The organism is Mesorhizobium sp. WSM4884, assembly GCF_029625675.1.
Classification (GTDB): Bacteria; Pseudomonadota; Alphaproteobacteria; order Rhizobiales; family Rhizobiaceae; genus Mesorhizobium.
Genome location: NZ_JARTVO010000005.1, coordinates 53031 through 68407, shown reverse-complemented (window position 1 = coordinate 68407; position 15377 = coordinate 53031). Strand labels below are relative to the sequence as shown.

17 protein-coding genes and 1 tRNA gene are annotated in these 15377 nt (G+C 61.3%); 9 read left to right on the top strand and 9 right to left on the bottom strand.

The annotated features are described in order from the left end of the window. The first annotated feature begins 14 nt into the window (after nucleotides 1-14). Entirely contained in the window at nucleotides 15-1199 is a 1185-nt protein-coding gene (uxuA, locus tag P9236_RS09750; RefSeq protein ID WP_278074404.1) for a mannonate dehydratase, read from the top strand. Nucleotides 1200-1424: 225 nt separating this feature from the next. Here the strand turns inward: uxuA and P9236_RS09745 are convergent, their stop codons facing one another. Continuing rightward, nucleotides 1425-1694: a hypothetical protein gene (locus P9236_RS09745; protein ID WP_278074670.1), complete on the bottom strand. Its 270-nt coding sequence runs from the start codon at nucleotides 1692-1694 to the stop codon at nucleotides 1425-1427. A gap of 303 nt (nucleotides 1695-1997) precedes the next feature. Further along, nucleotides 1998-2972: a helix-turn-helix domain-containing protein gene (locus tag P9236_RS09740; RefSeq protein ID WP_278074403.1), complete on the bottom strand. Its 975-nt coding sequence runs from the start codon at nucleotides 2970-2972 to the stop codon at nucleotides 1998-2000. A 230-nt stretch (nucleotides 2973-3202) separates the two neighbouring features. Here P9236_RS09740 and P9236_RS09735 point away from each other — a divergent pair, with 230 nt between their 5' ends. Then, complete coding sequence (locus P9236_RS09735) at nucleotides 3203-3994, top strand: hypothetical protein (RefSeq protein ID WP_278074402.1); 792 nt, start codon at nucleotides 3203-3205, stop codon at nucleotides 3992-3994. 189 nt (nucleotides 3995-4183) lie between these two features. Here the strand turns inward: P9236_RS09735 and P9236_RS09730 are convergent, their stop codons facing one another. Further along, nucleotides 4184-4462 carry a hypothetical protein gene (locus P9236_RS09730; protein ID WP_278074401.1) on the bottom strand — a complete coding sequence of 93 codons (279 nt, stop codon included), beginning with the start codon at nucleotides 4460-4462 and terminating at the stop codon, nucleotides 4184-4186. Nucleotides 4463-5037: 575 nt separating this feature from the next. On the opposite strand from P9236_RS09730, the gene P9236_RS09725 reads away from it, so the two are divergent. Together P9236_RS09725 and P9236_RS09720 are read left to right on the top strand one after the other, a co-directional pair. Then, nucleotides 5038-6543: an arylsulfatase gene (locus P9236_RS09725; RefSeq protein ID WP_278074400.1), complete on the top strand. Its 1506-nt coding sequence runs from the start codon at nucleotides 5038-5040 to the stop codon at nucleotides 6541-6543. An 89-nt stretch (nucleotides 6544-6632) separates the two neighbouring features. Further along, a complete protein-coding gene (locus P9236_RS09720; RefSeq protein WP_278074399.1) occupies nucleotides 6633-7541 on the top strand; it encodes a formylglycine-generating enzyme family protein in 909 nt (302 codons plus the stop codon). Nucleotides 7542-7655: 114 nt separating this feature from the next. Here the strand turns inward: P9236_RS09720 and P9236_RS09715 are convergent. Next, nucleotides 7656-7732 (bottom strand) — tRNA-Met (locus tag P9236_RS09715). A gap of 241 nt (nucleotides 7733-7973) precedes the next feature. Here P9236_RS09715 and P9236_RS09710 point away from each other — a divergent pair. Further along, nucleotides 7974-8939, top strand: a complete 966-nt coding sequence (locus P9236_RS09710; RefSeq protein WP_278074398.1) for a Gfo/Idh/MocA family oxidoreductase — start codon at nucleotides 7974-7976, stop codon at nucleotides 8937-8939. 55 nt (nucleotides 8940-8994) lie between these two features. On the opposite strand, the gene mnmA is transcribed toward P9236_RS09710, so the two are convergent. Continuing rightward, nucleotides 8995-10185 carry a tRNA 2-thiouridine(34) synthase MnmA gene (gene mnmA, locus P9236_RS09705; RefSeq protein WP_278074397.1) on the bottom strand — a complete coding sequence of 397 codons (1191 nt, stop codon included), beginning with the start codon at nucleotides 10183-10185 and terminating at the stop codon, nucleotides 8995-8997. Here mnmA and P9236_RS09700 point away from each other — a divergent pair. Both P9236_RS09700 and P9236_RS09695 read left to right on the top strand, forming a co-directional pair. Next, the gene (locus tag P9236_RS09700; RefSeq protein WP_278074396.1) at nucleotides 10184-10369 is read left to right on the top strand and encodes a hypothetical protein; all 186 of its coding nucleotides are present in this window, start codon (nucleotides 10184-10186) and stop codon (nucleotides 10367-10369) included. The genes mnmA and P9236_RS09700 overlap by 2 nt on opposite strands. Before the next feature lie 85 nt (nucleotides 10370-10454). After that, nucleotides 10455-10730, top strand: a complete 276-nt coding sequence (locus tag P9236_RS09695) for a DUF1153 domain-containing protein (RefSeq protein ID WP_006203587.1) — start codon at nucleotides 10455-10457, stop codon at nucleotides 10728-10730. 67 nt (nucleotides 10731-10797) lie between these two features. Here the strand turns inward: P9236_RS09695 and P9236_RS09690 are convergent, their stop codons facing one another. Further along, nucleotides 10798-11724, bottom strand: a complete 927-nt coding sequence (locus P9236_RS09690; RefSeq protein WP_278074395.1) for an NADP-dependent oxidoreductase — start codon at nucleotides 11722-11724, stop codon at nucleotides 10798-10800. A gap of 90 nt (nucleotides 11725-11814) precedes the next feature. Between P9236_RS09690 and P9236_RS09685 the strand changes: the two genes are divergently transcribed. Continuing rightward, nucleotides 11815-12216: a helix-turn-helix domain-containing protein gene (locus P9236_RS09685; protein ID WP_278074394.1), complete on the top strand. Its 402-nt coding sequence runs from the start codon at nucleotides 11815-11817 to the stop codon at nucleotides 12214-12216. Between the two features lie 83 nt (nucleotides 12217-12299). Here the strand turns inward: P9236_RS09685 and P9236_RS09680 are convergent, their stop codons facing one another. Further along, complete coding sequence (locus P9236_RS09680; RefSeq protein ID WP_278074669.1) at nucleotides 12300-12677, bottom strand: flagellar export protein FliJ; 378 nt, start codon at nucleotides 12675-12677, stop codon at nucleotides 12300-12302. 448 nt (nucleotides 12678-13125) lie between these two features. On the opposite strand from P9236_RS09680, the gene ctrA reads away from it, so the two are divergent. Then, nucleotides 13126-13821 carry a cell cycle two-component system response regulator CtrA gene (ctrA, locus tag P9236_RS09675; RefSeq protein ID WP_006203583.1) on the top strand — a complete coding sequence of 232 codons (696 nt, stop codon included), beginning with the start codon at nucleotides 13126-13128 and terminating at the stop codon, nucleotides 13819-13821. Between the two features lie 84 nt (nucleotides 13822-13905). On the opposite strand, the gene P9236_RS09670 is transcribed toward ctrA, so the two are convergent. Next, on the bottom strand, nucleotides 13906-14274 hold the full coding sequence (locus P9236_RS09670) for a response regulator (RefSeq protein ID WP_278074393.1): 369 nt from the start codon (nucleotides 14272-14274) through the stop codon (nucleotides 13906-13908). A gap of 329 nt (nucleotides 14275-14603) precedes the next feature. Beyond that, nucleotides 14604-15233 (bottom strand): histidine phosphotransferase family protein, encoded by a 630-nt coding sequence (locus tag P9236_RS09665; RefSeq protein WP_278074392.1) that lies wholly within the window; start codon nucleotides 15231-15233, stop codon nucleotides 14604-14606. Nucleotides 15234-15377 lie beyond the last annotated feature (144 nt).

Genomic DNA, 15377 nt, shown 5'->3' with positions numbered 1-15377 from the left:
AAAAGGAAACGGCGATGGAACAGTGCTGGCGTTGGTACGGCCCGGACGATCCGGTGACACTCGATCATGTCAAGCAGGCGGGCGCGACCGGCGTCGTCTCGGCCCTGCACGACATCTATGACGGGCGCGCCTGGCCGCTTGAAAACATCCTGGAGCGCAAGCGGATCATCGAGGCGGCGGGGCTGACCTGGTCGGTCGTCGAGAGCATCCCCGTCCACAATTCTATCAAGATCGGCTCGCCGGAACGGCTCCGTTATGTCGGCTTCTACAAGGATACGATCCGCGCGCTGGCGAAGGCCGGCATCGCGACGATCTGCTACAATTTCATGCCCGTGGTCGACTGGACCCGCACGGATCTGGCGTACCGGCTTCCGACGACCGGTTATGCCTTGCGCTTCGACGCCATCGATTTCGCGGCTTACGACCTGTTCGTGCTGAAGCGCAAGAATGCCGAGGCCGGCTACACGTCCGCCCGCATCGCCGCAGCGCAAGCGCGGCTGCAGGAGCTGAGCGACGAGAAGATCGACAGGATCGAGCGCAACCTCATCGCCGGCCTGCCCGCCACCGAGCGCAGCTACGACCGCGACAGTTTTCGCGAGGCGCTGGCCGAATACGATGCAATCGGGCCGAAGGAATTGGGCGAAAACCTCGCCTGGTTCCTGCGCGAGATCATTCCGGTCGCCGAACAGGAAGGGGTGCGCATGTGCATCCATCCCGACGACCCGCCCTTCTCGCTCTATGGGCTGCCGCGCATCGTCTCGACGGCCGAGGACGCGCGCTTCATCCTCAATGCCGTCGATAGTCCGGTCAACGGTCTCACCTTCTGCACCGGCTCCTACGGCACGCGCGCGGACAACGACATCGTCGCCATGGTCAAGGAATTCGCCGACCGCATCCATTTCGTCCATCTTCGCAACGTCACCATCGAGGATGACGGCTCCTTCTACGAGGCCGAGCATCTCGAGGGCGGCACCGACATGGCGCATGTCATCCTTGCCCTGATGCAGGAGGAGGCGCGGCGTCGGAAGGAGGGCCGCGCCGATTGGCGCATTCCGATGCGGCCGGATCACGGGCATCTGCTCGCCGACGACATCGGCAAAACCAGGATCAATCCCGGCTACTCGCTGATCGGCCGGCTGAAGGGGCTTGCCGAACTGCGCGGCATCATGCGGGCCGTCGAACGGTTTGGCCTGGCTTGAGGCCGCCTGTCGGGGGAGGGGCGCCGATCAAGTTCGGAAGAAGGTTGCGAGCGCGGGGGGCGGAGGGTTATGCCGGTCCGAACCCCGATGAGAAGGCATACCGATGAAAGCTGTTTCCGCCATGGACGATCATCTGAAATGGCACGCCGCGCGGCTCGCGCAGTAGCCGCCCGACAATGAGGCAGGGGGCCGCCGCCCTGTCGTGGGAAGGATCGACGGGTTCACTCAATACACGTGGACGACGACGTAGCGTCCGCCGTAGGGTTGATAATACGTGCTGCCGCAGTGCCACAACAGCGTGCCGTTGATCGAGGTCTTCACGCATGCTGCCGGAAGCCTGGCCACGTAAACGGTCGAGCGGCGGATCGTCCGGCGAGTGGTACGCCTCGCGACACCTGCGACGCTGCCGGGCGTGAGCGGACGACCAACTCGCGCTTGCGCATCGCTGACGAAAGGAGCGAAGGGCGCAATGCTATCGACGAGCCCGGCGAACATCAAGGCGGCGATGATTCCGGCAGCGCCGGTCAATCTCAAGCTAGGTCTTGTCATTTTTTCATCCTCCCAAAGAGCTCTCCGCTCCGCCTTTGTATCCCGGCCGCACACCGCGTACCCGACGCAAGCCTGCGTCAAACTCGAAATCGGGCCGAGCCTGCTTCCTGACCCTGCGCGGCGCAGTTTATTATTAGCACCTTGGAATATACAGATTCTCGATCGTGCCTTCTATCCGGATTGCGCAAATTCCGTCGAGTTGCTTGGGATGAAGACGCGGCGCAACTTTCTCGGCCAGCGCAATCCTGTTCACGATCTCCCCGCACGTTGAAGTGTTTCCTTGGGAGACTCGCCGAAGAACAGGCGATAATTCGCTGCGAAGCGGCCGAGATGGGTGATCCCAACCTCCATCGCTATCTTTGTGACGCTCAAGCCGGTTGCGCCGCCACTGGTAAGCAGTCGCCTGGCTTCGTTGAGACGGAGCGCCCTGATGAATTCGAGCGGAGTTACGGCGAAGGTAGTGCGGAAGGCGTACTCCAGCTGTCGACGGCTGACGCCGACTTCTTTACATAGTCGAACAATGGGTATGTCTTCCCGGATATGAGTACGGATGAAATCCTCGGCTGCCGACGCTTGTCTAAAATGACGATTCGCTGGACCGCCTGTCCCGGTCTCACGAACATCTGCGCCCGCGAAGGCGTCAGCCACCACCCCTAGACATTCCACGAGCGAAGCTGGAGGCTGTTCCGGCAGAAAGGGGCCGCTTGCAACAGTGCCGAGGTAATCTGCCATCGACTTCATTTGGCTTCGGATTCGTTGCGCTTCGTCGGTGGCGAGCCGAACTGCAACCGGGCGATCGCTGACCTGTTCGAGGACGATCCCCGCGACAACCGATTGGATCTCCATCCAGGTCGCTGTCGGTACAATGGCGACAGCGTAAGCGAGGCCGGGCCGGACCGTTGCCGTCACGTTGGTGCCGGCAGGAATTGCCAGGATCAAGTCGTCTTCGAGCGCGATGCCGCATATCGTCGATCCACAGGCCCGCTCGACGGCCACTATCGCCACCGAGCCGGGATCGAAACCGCCACTGGCGCGAAAGGCGCAATTGAATTCCGGCAGGTCGAGCGCCCACTTGCCTGGAGACTGGATTTGCCGGATGCGGGAGGGAAGGTAGCCGGGCGAAAGCCTGTCTATTTTCACCGGCAGACCAGAGGCGGCGCTGGTAAGGTCGTCAGGGCCAAGCTGCACATCCCTGTACGAAGGCAATGAAGGCCACGTGGTCAAGCAAAACGTCCTTTGCGCAAAGTGGATAGCAGGACGGTTGTATTAGGGATAGCTTACGCGCAAATTGCGCGAGATCAATTCGTGCGCAATATCGCCGACGAGCGGCGCCGGTGGGGGATATCGCATGCGGCCAAATTGACAGAGCGCGCAAGCAGGGGTTCATCCTGTACCGAGGCGGTGAACTCGGCTTGGCGCGGTCGGGGCTACAAGAACGACAAATGGGGACGATGATGAACAAATTTCGTGTGGTCGCCTTGGCAACGGCAGGAGTGTCGGTCCTTGGTGCGGCCAATGCCTTTGCAGCTGATGTCACCAAGCCACAAGATGAAGGTTGGACCTTTACTGTCGCCCCGTATCTCTGGGCATCGGGCATCAAGGGCGAAAGCGGCCTCTTCGGATTCCCGCCTCAGGATGTCGATGTGAGCTTCAGCGACGTGCTGAATCACCTCAAATTCGGCTTCATGGGGCTCACGGAAGCCCGCAACGGGCCTTTCACGATCAGCACGGACATAGTCTACGCCAAGCTCGACGCCAACATCGGCTCCCCGAGGGGAATCCTCGCCTCCAACATCGATGCGACGGTGAGCACTTTCATGGGGACCGCGCTCGGCGGTTACAGCATTTACTATCAGGATGGGGCGAATTTCGACCTCGTGGCCGGCGCCCGCCTCTGGTCGGTCGACAACAGTTTCGACTTCCATGGCGGTGCGCTTGATGGTAGGTCAGCGAGTGACGGCGATACGTGGGTCGATCCGGTGATCGGCGCCAAGTTCAAGGCCAATGTCGGCAATGGCATCTACCTGGCCGGCTGGGGCCTTGTCGGCGGTTTCGGCGCGGGATCCAAATCCATGTGGGATGTGATGGGCGGCGCCGGGTATCAGTTCAACGACAAGATGTCGATGTTCGTCGGTTATCGGGCCGTGCACGACAATTACAGCCACGACGGCTTCGTCAACAAACTCACTCAGCAGGGTCCGATACTTGGCTTCACCTATCAATTCTCGCCAGCCCATCCGGGATAATTGCGGATTGAAATGAAGTGGTCGGTTCTCGGCGGCGCTTGCGTTTACTGCTGGACTGCTGAGTGATGGCGGAGCAAGGCATCGGCCGCCCTCGGTCGACGGCGTAATTCTGGTTCTGGCTGCTGGTGCAGACCACTGCCGACAGCATCGTGCTGTGGAACGGAACTCCATTTTTACCGCAAGTTGCTGTTAGCCGGTCAGCAGTTCGACCCACCACTCTATCTGATTGCCGCTCCTTGCTCGATCGCGGGGCAAATCGGTTACTGGTCGGCCATGCCGCCGCGCCGCAGGATAACCTTGCCTCGCGCTGCCGTGCCGGCTCACGTTCTCCAGTTTTTGGCGCGACTTAACTTCATCTATGCCAGCGCCATGTTCTCCGTTGTCTTCTTCGTCAAGTTCGACGAACTGGATGTCCGGCCGTGGAAGATTGTCCTTCTGCTCGCCGTGCTCTTCTCGATGTTCTGCCATTCCTGCAACTTGAGTTGATCAGCAAGGCGCTCACAATGGGCCAAGGCGGGCAAGCACGTGAGTGATGACGGCGCATCGGGGAAGAGCGTCTGCGCTGCCACATCAAAAGCCGCTGTTATCATCGGCTGTGACCGGCATGCCTCGAGGGCCGCGTCGGCAGGTTCTCCAAATCGAACGGTACGTCCCTGCGGGCGAAAAAATACTTCCTTTGCGCAAAGTGGATAGCAGCATGGTTGTATTAGGTATAACTTAAGCTCGAATTGCGCGAGATCAAACAGCGCAGGAACATCGCCGACGCACGGCGAGTGGGGAGCATGAACAGGCAAGACCATTTCAGCAGCGTGCGCAAAGGACATCGAGCGCCCTGGGGCAGTCGTGCCTTCTGGGGCCGGCGGTTTCCCGGAGAGGCCCTGACAGTCCCGACACGCTTTCCTGGAACCCGAGAGATCTCGCGGCACGCAGTCGGTCGAGTGAATACCAAGGCGCGCCTTCATTGGCTTCTGGAAGGCCGATCGGCGCCAGGTGCGCCATGATTCTGAGTGGAACGGCGTGAATTAGCAGAGCAGGGACGTAACATGAGCAACGATCGTGACTTCCCGGCTAAGGCCGGCATAACCAGCAAAATTACGCGGCGGGATGCATTGATGGCCGGAACGGCGGCCGCCGTTTCGCGATTTGCCGCGCCCGTCGGCCTTTCCGGCGCACTCGCCGGCCTTGCCGGCGTTCAGCCTGCGGCGGCCGGGCCATCGCAGCCGAACATCGTCTTCATCGTTGCGGACGATCAGGGTTGGAAAGACGTCGGCTACCATGGCTCAGACATCAAGACGCCCAACATCGACAAGCTTGCCTCGGAGGGGGCGAAGCTCGAAGAATATTACGTGCAGCCGATGTGCACACCAACGCGTTGCGCCCTCATGACCGGCCGCTATCCGCTACGCTATGGCATGCAGGTTGGCGTCGTCCCCGCCGCAGGGACCTACGGCCTTCCGCTCGACGAGACGCTTCTTCCGCAAATCCTTAGAGACGCGGGCTACCAGACGGCGATGAGCGGCAAATGGCATCTCGGCCATGCCAAGACTGACTACTGGCCAAAACAGCGGGGATTTGATTCATTCTACGGGGCAACGGTCGGCGAGATCGACCATTTCAAACATGCGTCGCACGGTATTGCGGACTGGTACAGGAACAACAAGCCGATCAAGGAGCCAGGCTTCGACAACACCCTGTTCGGTCAGGAGGCTGTCCGAGTCATCAACGCTCACGATCAGAAGAAGCCGCTCTTTCTCTACCTCGCCTTCACCGCGCCCCACACGCCATTCCAGGCTCCGAAGGAATATCTCGACAGGTATAAGAACATCGCCGACGAGAACCGCAGAACCTATGCCGCCATGGTCTCGGTGATCGATGACGAGATCGGAAATGTCGTGGCAGCCCTCGAGAAGAAGGGGATTCGCGACAACACCCTGATCGTTTTCATGAGCGACAATGGCGGCGTCGTCAACTCGATGTTCACGGGCGACTCGAAGGTGAGCGGCAAGCTGCCTGCGGATAATGGCCCCTATCGCGACGGCAAAGGCACCCTCTATGAGGGCGGTACTCGCTCGGTTGCCTTCATGAACTGGCCCGGCAAGATCAAGCCTAGCGTCTTCAATGGTCTCATGCACGTCGTTGACATGTTGCCGACACTGGCTGGGCTGGCTGGTGCGAAGCCTGGCAAGGACAAACCGCTAGACGGCATGGATATGTGGCCGGCCATCAGCGAGGGCAAACCTTCGCCGCGCACGGAGATCGTCTACAATGTCGATCCGATGACTGGCGCCGTACGCGAGGGAGAATGGAAACTGTTATGGTCGGCAACGTTGCCGCAAAAGATAGAGCTGTTCAATTTGGTGCAGGACAAATCGGAAGCTACCAATCTGGCCGACAAGTATCCTGACAAAGTCAAGGTGTTGCAGGCAAGGATTACCGAGCTCGCAACCCAGATGAAACCCCCGCTGTTGCTGCTGGAAGCCGTGCGGCTGACGTACTTCACGCCGCTGGTGACACCAAGCCCGGAAGATATGTTCGCTGCGGGGGATTGAAAGGCGGATGCGTTCCGCCGTCCGGATGAGACCACCCGATGATTGAGGCACGACTTGCTGCAAAGCCAGCGGTTTCGTCAAACGGCGATATGCTTTGGATCCCAGGCGGCAAATTCCTGTTGGGCTCGAACTGCCACTATCCGGAAGAGGCGCCGGCGCACCGCGTCGTCGTCGGCGGCTTCTGGATGGATCGCACCACGGTCACGAATGCCGAGTTCAGGCGCTTTGTCGAGGCGACCGGCTATGTCACGCTGGCCGAGCGTCCCGCAAATGCCGCTGACTATCCCGGAGCCAGCGCCGAAGCGCTGGCGCCGGCTTCAGCCTTGTTCGTCAGGCCCCCGCGCGGCATCGATCGCAACAACCACTACAACTGGTGGGCCTACGTGCGCGGTGCCAACTGGCGGCATCCGCGCGGGCCTGCCAGCGGCTTGAAGGGGCTCGAAAACCATCCTGTGGTGCACGTCGCCTACGAGGACGCGGAAGCCTATGCGAACTGGGTCGGGAAGGCGCTGCCGACCGAAGCCGAGTGGGAGTTCGCCGCGCGCGGCGGGCTGGACGGCGCCGAATTCGTCTGGGGCGACGAGCTGACCCCCGGCGGCCAGCACATGGCCAACACCTATCAGGGCGAGTTCCCATTCCGCAACGATTGCGAGGACGGCTACGAATGGACCGCGCCGGTCGCTTCCTTTCCGGCGAACGGCTACGGCCTCTACGACATGGCCGGCAATGTCTGGCAGTGGACCACGGACTGGTACCAGGAGCATCGCCCGATCGAGAGCTCCTGCTGCACGATAGAAAATCCGCGCGGCGGCGAGCGCGACGCGAGTTACGATCCGCTGACGCCCGAAATTCGCATTCCGCGCAAGGTCACCAAGGGTGGTTCGTTCCTCTGCGCACCCAATTACTGCCGGCGCTACCGCCCGGCCGCCCGCATGGCGCAGCCCGTGGATACGTCAACCTGTCACCTTGGCTTCCGCTGCATCGCGCGTTCGATATAGGGAGCGCTCTTCAACGCTGAGCGCCATCAGTGCATGAGGGATTCACGGCGCGCCGGTCGAGCGTCTCAACTTGCCAAACCACAAACCGGGAGGCCCCAACGCTTTTTCAAATGATGGTAGCGGAGGAGGGACTTGAACCCCCGACCCCAGGATTATGATTCCCGTGCTCTAACCAACTGAGCTACTCCGCCAGGAGCGGCGAAGAGGCTCGAAGAACTGCCCGGGATCGGGCAATTTCGAGGCATTCGCCAAGGTCGCGCGGATATAAGGTTGGCGGGGCAAACCTGTCAAGCTGGGATACGGCCGGCAAGTCGGCATAATCTCGTCCCCGAAAAAAGCTTTGCCGGACAGACACTCAAGCCCATGCGTCGGGGTTGAGTTCGACGGGGCACGTCGTTATGTCTCGGCCATGAAATTCTAGAGTTTGAACGAATGAAGCCGCGCATTGCAGTCCTCGGTTGCGGATACTGGGGCAGCAACCACATCCGCACCCTCAAGGCGCTCGGCGCGCTCCATGCCGTTTCCGACGTCAATCGCGCCCGCGCCGAAGGCTTTGCCAGCGAGCAGGACTGCCAGGCGATCGAGCCGGACAAGCTATTCGAGCGTGCCGATGTCGATGCCATCGTCATGGCGCTGCCGCCGCAATTCCATGTCGACATGGCGGTGCGCGCCGTCGAGAGCGGCAAGGACGTGCTGGTGGAGAAGCCCATCGCGCTGACGGTCGCGGATGCCGAGCGCTCGGTGAAGGCTGCCAGGAAAAATGGCCGCGTCTTCATGGTCGGCCACGTACTGCGCTTCCATCCCGCCTTCGAGACGCTGAAAGCGCTGATCGATAACGGCGAACTCGGCGAGGTGCGCTATATCCATTCGCACCGGCTCGGCCTCGGCAAGTTCCACACCGAGAACGACGCGCTGTGGGACCTGGCGCCGCACGACCTCTCGATGATTCTCGCCATCACCGGCACCGAGCCGATCGAGGTCAGGGGCGAAGGCGCAGCGCTTCTCGACAATCTTAGCGACTTCGCGCATCTGCACATGCGTTTTCCGAACGGCGTGCGCAGTCATCTCTTCGCCTCGCGGCTCAATCCCTATCGCGAGCGCCGGCTCACCGTGGTCGGCACCAAGGCGATGGCCGTTTTCGACGATGTCGAGCCCTGGGAGCGCAAGCTTGCCGTCTACCGCCACGCGGTCTGGCAGGACAGCGGCCAGTGGGCCTTCACCGCCAACGAGCCTTCTTACGTGGCGGTCGGCGAAGGCATGCCGCTGACACGCGAACTCGCGCATTTTATGCAATGCATCGAGACACGCGCGGAACCGCGCACCGACGGCGAGGAAGCGATCCGGGTGCTGCGCATTCTCACGGCGGGCACAGTGACGCATAGCGGCTCGCCGGACTAAGCAATCCGCAAGGACAATCCTGACCTGAGGTGCCCAATCGGTCGAAGGGTACCGGCTACTCGGCGGGGATGCGTGCGGGCCGTTGCGCAAGCCTGGACAGCATCGCCTCGGCCTCGGCACCGCGCTCGGAGCGCTCGATGAAACCGCCGCCGTAGACTCGCGCCTCGTTGCCGTCGTCGGAATAGAGCACGCAGGCCTGTCCGGGCGCGATGCCGGATTCGCCGTCGACCAGCTCGACCGATGTCACGCCGTCGTGATGATGTAGCACGGCAGGGCGCGGCGGCCTGGTCGAACGGACTTTCGCGAAAAGCTCGATCCCGCCTTCAGGGACATCCGAGAGCGGGCCGTCGCCAAGCCAATTCATATTGCGCAGATAAATCTTGTGCGTCTCCAGCGCCTCGCGCGGGCCGACCACCACGCGCGCGCGGTCGGCGTCGAGATGGACGACATAAAGCGGCTCGCCGGAGGCGATGCCGATGCCGCGGCGCTGGCCGATCGTATAGCGCAGGATGCCTTCATGGCGGCCGAGCACGCGGCCGTCGATATGGACGATGTCGCCCGGATTGGCGGCCGCCGGCTTCAGCTTGGCGATGATGTCGGAATACTTGCCCTGCGGCACGAAGCAGATGTCCTGGCTGTCCTGCTTGGCGGCGACCGTCAGCCCCATCTCCTCGGCGATCGCCCGCACCTGCGGCTTGGAGAGACCGCCGAGCGGGAAGCGCAGATAGTCGATCTGCGCCTGTGTGGTGGCAAACAGGAAATAGCTTTGGTCGCGGTCGGCGTCGACCGGCCGGTAGAGCGCGCGATGCGCACCATTGGCGCGCGAGCGGATGTAATGGCCAGTGGCCAAAGCGTCGGCGCCGAGGTCCTGCGCGGTGGCCAAAAGGTCGGCGAACTTGACCGTCTGGTTACAGGAGACGCAGGGGATAGGCGTTTCGCCGGCGACATAGCTCTCGGCGAAAGGATCGATGACCGCCTTGCGGAAGCGCTCTTCATAGTCGAGCACGTAGTGCGGGATGCCGAGCGTCTCGGAAACGCGGCGGGCATCGTCGATGTCCTGGCCGGCGCAGCAGGAGCCTGCCCGGTGCGTCGCCGCGCCGTGGTCGTAAAGCTGCAGGGTGACGCCGACGACGTCATAGCCTTCGCGCTTCAGGATGCCGGCAACGACCGACGAATCAACGCCACCCGACATGGCGACGACGACGCGGGTGTTTTCTGGGCGTCCGGGGAGATCGAGGCTGTTCATGGTTCTTTCAATCTGCGTGGCGCTGGCTGCCAATGGCCGGAATATAGGTCAAGCGCACCGGCTGCGCCAGCTTGCCTCCCCAAGCGATCTTCTCGGCGATTTTTCCCGGCAAATCAGGGCCGGTACCGCGATTGTTTCAAATGCCGAACAAAAACCTAACGTGACGTTCACGATCCTTACCTAGTCATTAGGGTTCGCTTAGGCAATTTTTAAAGCTGTGGCGGTACTGTGGCGGGGATTGGGTCTTTGAGTTTTTAGTAGAGAGTACGATGACCGATCTGGTTAGACCTAGAGTCAAATATGTTATCGGGCCTGACGGCAGCCCTCTCACGATAGCCGATCTGCCGCCGACGAATACACGGCGCTGGGTTATCCGGCGCAAGGCGGAAGTGGTCGCGGCGGTTCGCGGCGGACTGCTCAGCCTGGAAGAGGCCTGCCAGCGCTACAAGCTCACCACGGAGGAATTTCTCTCCTGGCAGGCATCGATCGACGAATATGGCCTCGCCGGGCTGCGCACGACGCGGATCCAGCAATACCGGCACTAGACACCGGCTGTCGGAGACGGAAGGGCGCGGAATTCCGCGCCCTTTCATTTTCCAGAGAGCCCTTCGCTCAGACCGTGAGCACGACCTTGCCGATCGATCGGGTGGCGAGGAAGGCGTGGGCGGCGCCCGCCTGATCGAGCGGGAAAACCTTCGCCACGTGAGGCGACAACTTCTTGGCGTCGACTAGCCTGGCGAGTTCGACAAGGCCTTCGCGGTCGGGCGTCACAGACATCCGCTCGACGCGGATGTTGCGCTCCTTTGCCTTCGCTCTCGCGGCATCGGGCACATTGAGCAGCGACACCAGCACGCCGCCATCTCGCAGCACTTTCAGCGACGCTTCGGCATGATCGCCGCCGACGGTCTCCAGCACCAGGTCGAAATTGCCGGCCGCCCCGGTGAAATCCTTGCTGGTGTAGTCGATCACCTCGTCGGCACCGAGCGAGCGAACGAAATCAAGCTTGTCCGGACTGGCGGTCGAGACGACATGAGCACCAAGCGCCTTGGCGATCTGCACCGCCAGATGGCCCACGCCGCCGGCGCCGGCATGGATCAGCGCGCGCTGGCCGGCCTGAATGCGGCCGTGGCGAACAAGGCCTTGCCAAGCGGTGAGGCCGGCGAGCGGCAGCGCTGCCGAATGGACATGATCGAGGCCTGCGGGCTTGATGGCGATCTCGTCCGCTGGTGCTGCCGCGAGTTCGGCATAGGCTCCGGCCTGTTTGGGAAAGCGCGGCATACCGAACACCTCGTCGCCGGCCTTGAAGGCGCTCACACCGGCGCTCACTGCCTCGACGGTTCCGGAAATATCCCAGCCGAGAATGAAAGGCGGCTCGCCAAGCAGCGGATAGAAGCCGCCGCGCACGGCGCCGTCGACAGGGTTGATACCCGCCGCCTGGACGCGAATCAACACCTCGCCAGGCTTGAGCGAGGGATCAGGCTGTTCGGCGACGAAAAGGACATCGGGTCCACCGACGGAGTTCTGGATAACGGCACGCATGGAGGCCTCCTGTTCGATTGGTATGCCGCTATCATCTGGATAGTAATATCCCATTGTCCAGTATGTACCTTCCATATATATAGGCACCTCATGGATAGTAAGGACGCTCCCTTTGGCTACGATGTGTTCCGGCGCACCTGCCCGTCGCATACCGTGCTCGAGATGCTGGCCAGCAAATGGGTCTACTTAACCGTTTGCGCGCTCCGGCGCGGCCGGATGCGCAACGGCGAGCTGGCGCGCAAGCTCGAAGGCATCACGCCGAAGATGCTGACCCAGACGCTGCGTGTACTGGAGCGCGACGGCCTTGTCCGGCGCGAGATCTATGCGGTCGTTCCGCCGCGGGTCGAGTATGAGCTGACCGAGCTCGGCCAGAACCTAGCGGGATTGCTCAGCCAGATCCGCTCCTGGGCGGAAGAGCATGCGCCCGACATCAAGGATGCGCGTGCCAGGGCATCGGCTAACCATCAGGATGATATGGCGATTCAGCCTTGAATTGAGAGCGCGGGCAGGATCTGTCCTGGCGCGATTTGATGGGCGATGCCGGAGGACCCCGGCGATAGCGGCACGCGCACGGTTCAGCCGATCATAGCGCTGCGGCCGCCCGCTTCCGCGTCCCGGATCTTGCTGTCGCGCGATTCCAGCATCTCCGCCTTGGAAAGCTCCGCTTCAGCTTCGCCGAGTAATGATTCGGCCATGGTTCGCTGCTGGGCGAGGTCGCCCTGCGAATTCCTGAGGTTGTCGCGGCGCAGGCGTGCCGCCTTGGCGAAGGTCGGATAGGCAAAATGATTGATGTCGGTGATGCCGGCTTTTTTCTCTTCGGCGACGATCTGCGCCTCCAACTCGACGGCCATGCGTTCGAACTCGGCGATCATCATGTCCAGCTGCAACAGCTGGCGCCGCTTCTCATTCACCTGAAACTGCTTCAGTCGAACGAGGTTTTCACGTGACTTCATGACTCGGTACTCCGCAAAACGCACACCTGCATATCGTCCCATCGCCCTCAAAAGGCCCAAGCGTCGCCCGTTTCCCCCGGCTTTCCCCCTACTATAGGAAACAAAGCCCTAAAGATTTTTGCCGGCGGTAACCATTCGTTTACGGGCATTGTTAATCATACGGGCGAGGACTTAAGGCCGGGTAAAAATTCCGGCTGCGGCGGGAAGCGCGGCCTGCGAGTCTCTGGAGTCACTTAGGCTGGCTTATTAATGTGGTACACGAGCGATTTGGGTCCATGATTCGTTATTAGATTCAAGTAGGTGTAGAAAGGGGTTAAAAAATCTGGTATCGTGGTCGGCACGAAATTAGGATTTGTTAACCAGTCGGTGGCACCTTCTGTTCAGGCAATCACTGCTCCGGGTTCCGGACGGGTCGTGACGCGGTCCGGCAGCAGAAAAGGGGAATGAAATGCGTGTTCTGCTGATTGAAGACGACAGTGCAACCGCACAAAGCATCGAGCTGATGCTGAAATCGGAAAGCTTCAACGTCTATACGACCGATCTCGGCGAAGAAGGGGTCGATCTCGGCAAGCTCTACGACTACGACATCATCCTTCTCGATCTCAATCTTCCCGACATGTCGGGCTACGAGGTGCTACGCACGCTTCGCCTCTCCAAGGTCAAGACGCCGATCCTGATCCTCTCCGGCATGGCCGGCATCGAGGACAAGGTGCGCGGTCTCGGCTTCGGCGCCGACGACTATATGACCAAGCCTTTCCACAAGGACGAGCTGGTGGCGCGCATCCACGCCATCGTGCGCCGCTCCAAGGGCCATGCCCAGTCTGTCATCACCACCGGCGACCTAGTGGTCAATCTCGACGCCAAGACCGTCGAGGTCGGCGGCCAGCGTGTGCACCTGACCGGCAAGGAATATCAGATGCTGGAGCTGCTTTCGCTGCGCAAGGGCACGACGCTGACCAAGGAAATGTTCCTCAACCACCTCTATGGCGGCATGGACGAGCCGGAACTGAAGATCATCGACGTCTTCATCTGCAAGCTGCGCAAGAAGCTCGACGCCGCGTCCGGCGGCCAGAACTACATCGAGACGGTATGGGGCCGCGGCTATGTGCTGCGCGAGCCGGAAGACATCCGCGTCAGCGCCTGACCTGCGGCAAAACGGTTCGTATAAAAGTAATTCGAAACAAAAACCCGGCTCCGGCCGGGTTTTTCGTTTCCGACACCGAAAAGCTCAAGCCGCGGTCTTCAGGAAGCGGAAGCTCTCGAGCAACTGCGCCCGGTTGAAGGGCTTCAGCAGATAGCCCTGGGCGCCGGCACGTTTCGCCCGCATGATCGAGCCGACGTCGACTTCGACGAGCGAGACCAGGATCCGCGGCTTGACGGGGCTTTCGATGGCGCGGATACGGCGAATGAGGTCGACCGCCTGCATGTCCGGCAGGCCGCCGTCGACAACGACGACATCGGGCATGTCGGTGGAGCAGATCTCGATCGCATCAAGCCCGGTGGCCGCTTCGGTGACCACGATGTCCGAGCCGCCAAGGATACGCTTGGCGACCTTCCTGATGACGCTCGAATCGTCCACGAACAGGCAGCGCTTCATTTCCGGGCCCTCTTTGCCATCTGCCGAACCGGCAACCTCCGGTAACCGTGGGGCACCATAGAGCAATCCGGTAAAGAAGCCGAAAAGCGGTTAGGTAAAGTTTTTCCAAAGAGCGCGGCGGACGGGTTTTCACCGTCAAGCCAATAGGCTGGCAACCGCAGACATTGCTTCAACCGCACTGCAGGCGACAGTATCAGCGGAAATAAACGCTTGGTCTGCTCTTGGTCGTTGCTTGAAGCGCGTCGCGCTGATTCAGGCGACGCGCCTTAAGTCCTTGTTTAACGCATGTCGTTTCACAAAACCGCCGCGCACTTTTGCGCGACATGTATTTAGACGGCCGACAACACGATCTCTTCGGCGGTCGCATGGATCGAGATGGTCATGTTGGCCTCGCGAGCCAGAAGCAGCGTGTAATAGGGCTGGACCGAATGGGCGTCGATCGGTTCCTCAGGCTTGTGGCCGGAATGCAGCTCGAGGAATTTCGGCGGCACGCGCAGCATCGGGCCGCTGGCCGACAGCGAAAAACGCGGCTCGGTCTCGAGATTCTCCAGCGTGACCACAAGCTTGCCGCCGCGCGGTATGGCCGCGTTGGCGACGAGAATGAGATTGAGCAGCAGCTTGACCTTGTTCTTGGGCAGCAGCGCGCGGGCTCCGTTCCAGACGAGCTCCGGCTTCTCGTTCTTCAAAAAGGCAATGGCCACGGCCTCGGCGTCGCCGGTGTCGATCATCATGCCGGCCGAGCCGGCGGCGCCGAAAGCGATACGGGCAAACTGCAGACGCGCCGAGGCGTTCCTGGCGCTCTGTCGAATCAGTTTCATGGCATCTTCGTCGGCGCCGCCTTCATCGAGCAGTTCGAGCCCGTTGTTTATGGCGCCGACCGGCGAGATGATGTCATGGCATACGCGACTGCACAGAAGCGCCGCCAGATCGGGGGCGGAGAGGGTGAAGAGCTCGGCCATCGGAGAAATCCCTGCTAGTTCATATATTCATGGCCGAGCGACCGATTTTCGCGCCGCCACGCGAATCACGCTCTTTTCCAAGGCCTTCTGAATACACAGCGCCCGCCCGCGCATCAACAAATCCGCGGCCGCGGACGGCAAAAA

Bases quoted from the DNA above. Each gene is read 5' to 3' on its own strand.
- uxuA (WP_278074404.1), top strand. From the start codon at position 15: ATGGAACAGTGCTGGCGTTGGTACGGCCCGGACGATCCGGTGACACTC.
- P9236_RS09745 (WP_278074670.1), bottom strand. From the start codon at position 1,694: ATGTTCGCCGGGCTCGTCGATAGCATTGCGCCCTTCGCTCCTTTCGTC.
- P9236_RS09735 (WP_278074402.1), top strand. From the start codon at position 3,203: ATGAACAAATTTCGTGTGGTCGCCTTGGCAACGGCAGGAGTGTCGGTC.
- P9236_RS09730 (WP_278074401.1), bottom strand. From the start codon at position 4,462: ATGGCAGAACATCGAGAAGAGCACGGCGAGCAGAAGGACAATCTTCCA.
- P9236_RS09725 (WP_278074400.1), top strand. From the start codon at position 5,038: ATGAGCAACGATCGTGACTTCCCGGCTAAGGCCGGCATAACCAGCAAA.
- P9236_RS09720 (WP_278074399.1), top strand. From the start codon at position 6,633: ATGCTTTGGATCCCAGGCGGCAAATTCCTGTTGGGCTCGAACTGCCAC.
- P9236_RS09710 (WP_278074398.1), top strand. From the start codon at position 7,974: ATGAAGCCGCGCATTGCAGTCCTCGGTTGCGGATACTGGGGCAGCAAC.
- P9236_RS09700 (WP_278074396.1), top strand. From the start codon at position 10,184: ATGGTTCTTTCAATCTGCGTGGCGCTGGCTGCCAATGGCCGGAATATA.
- mnmA (WP_278074397.1), bottom strand. From the start codon at position 10,185: ATGAACAGCCTCGATCTCCCCGGACGCCCAGAAAACACCCGCGTCGTC.
- P9236_RS09695 (WP_006203587.1), top strand. From the start codon at position 10,455: ATGACCGATCTGGTTAGACCTAGAGTCAAATATGTTATCGGGCCTGAC.
- P9236_RS09690 (WP_278074395.1), bottom strand. From the start codon at position 11,724: ATGCGTGCCGTTATCCAGAACTCCGTCGGTGGACCCGATGTCCTTTTC.
- P9236_RS09685 (WP_278074394.1), top strand. From the start codon at position 11,815: ATGGATAGTAAGGACGCTCCCTTTGGCTACGATGTGTTCCGGCGCACC.
- P9236_RS09680 (WP_278074669.1), bottom strand. From the start codon at position 12,677: ATGAAGTCACGTGAAAACCTCGTTCGACTGAAGCAGTTTCAGGTGAAT.
- ctrA (WP_006203583.1), top strand. From the start codon at position 13,126: ATGCGTGTTCTGCTGATTGAAGACGACAGTGCAACCGCACAAAGCATC.
- P9236_RS09670 (WP_278074393.1), bottom strand. From the start codon at position 14,274: ATGAAGCGCTGCCTGTTCGTGGACGATTCGAGCGTCATCAGGAAGGTC.
- P9236_RS09665 (WP_278074392.1), bottom strand. From the start codon at position 15,233: ATGGCCGAGCTCTTCACCCTCTCCGCCCCCGATCTGGCGGCGCTTCTG.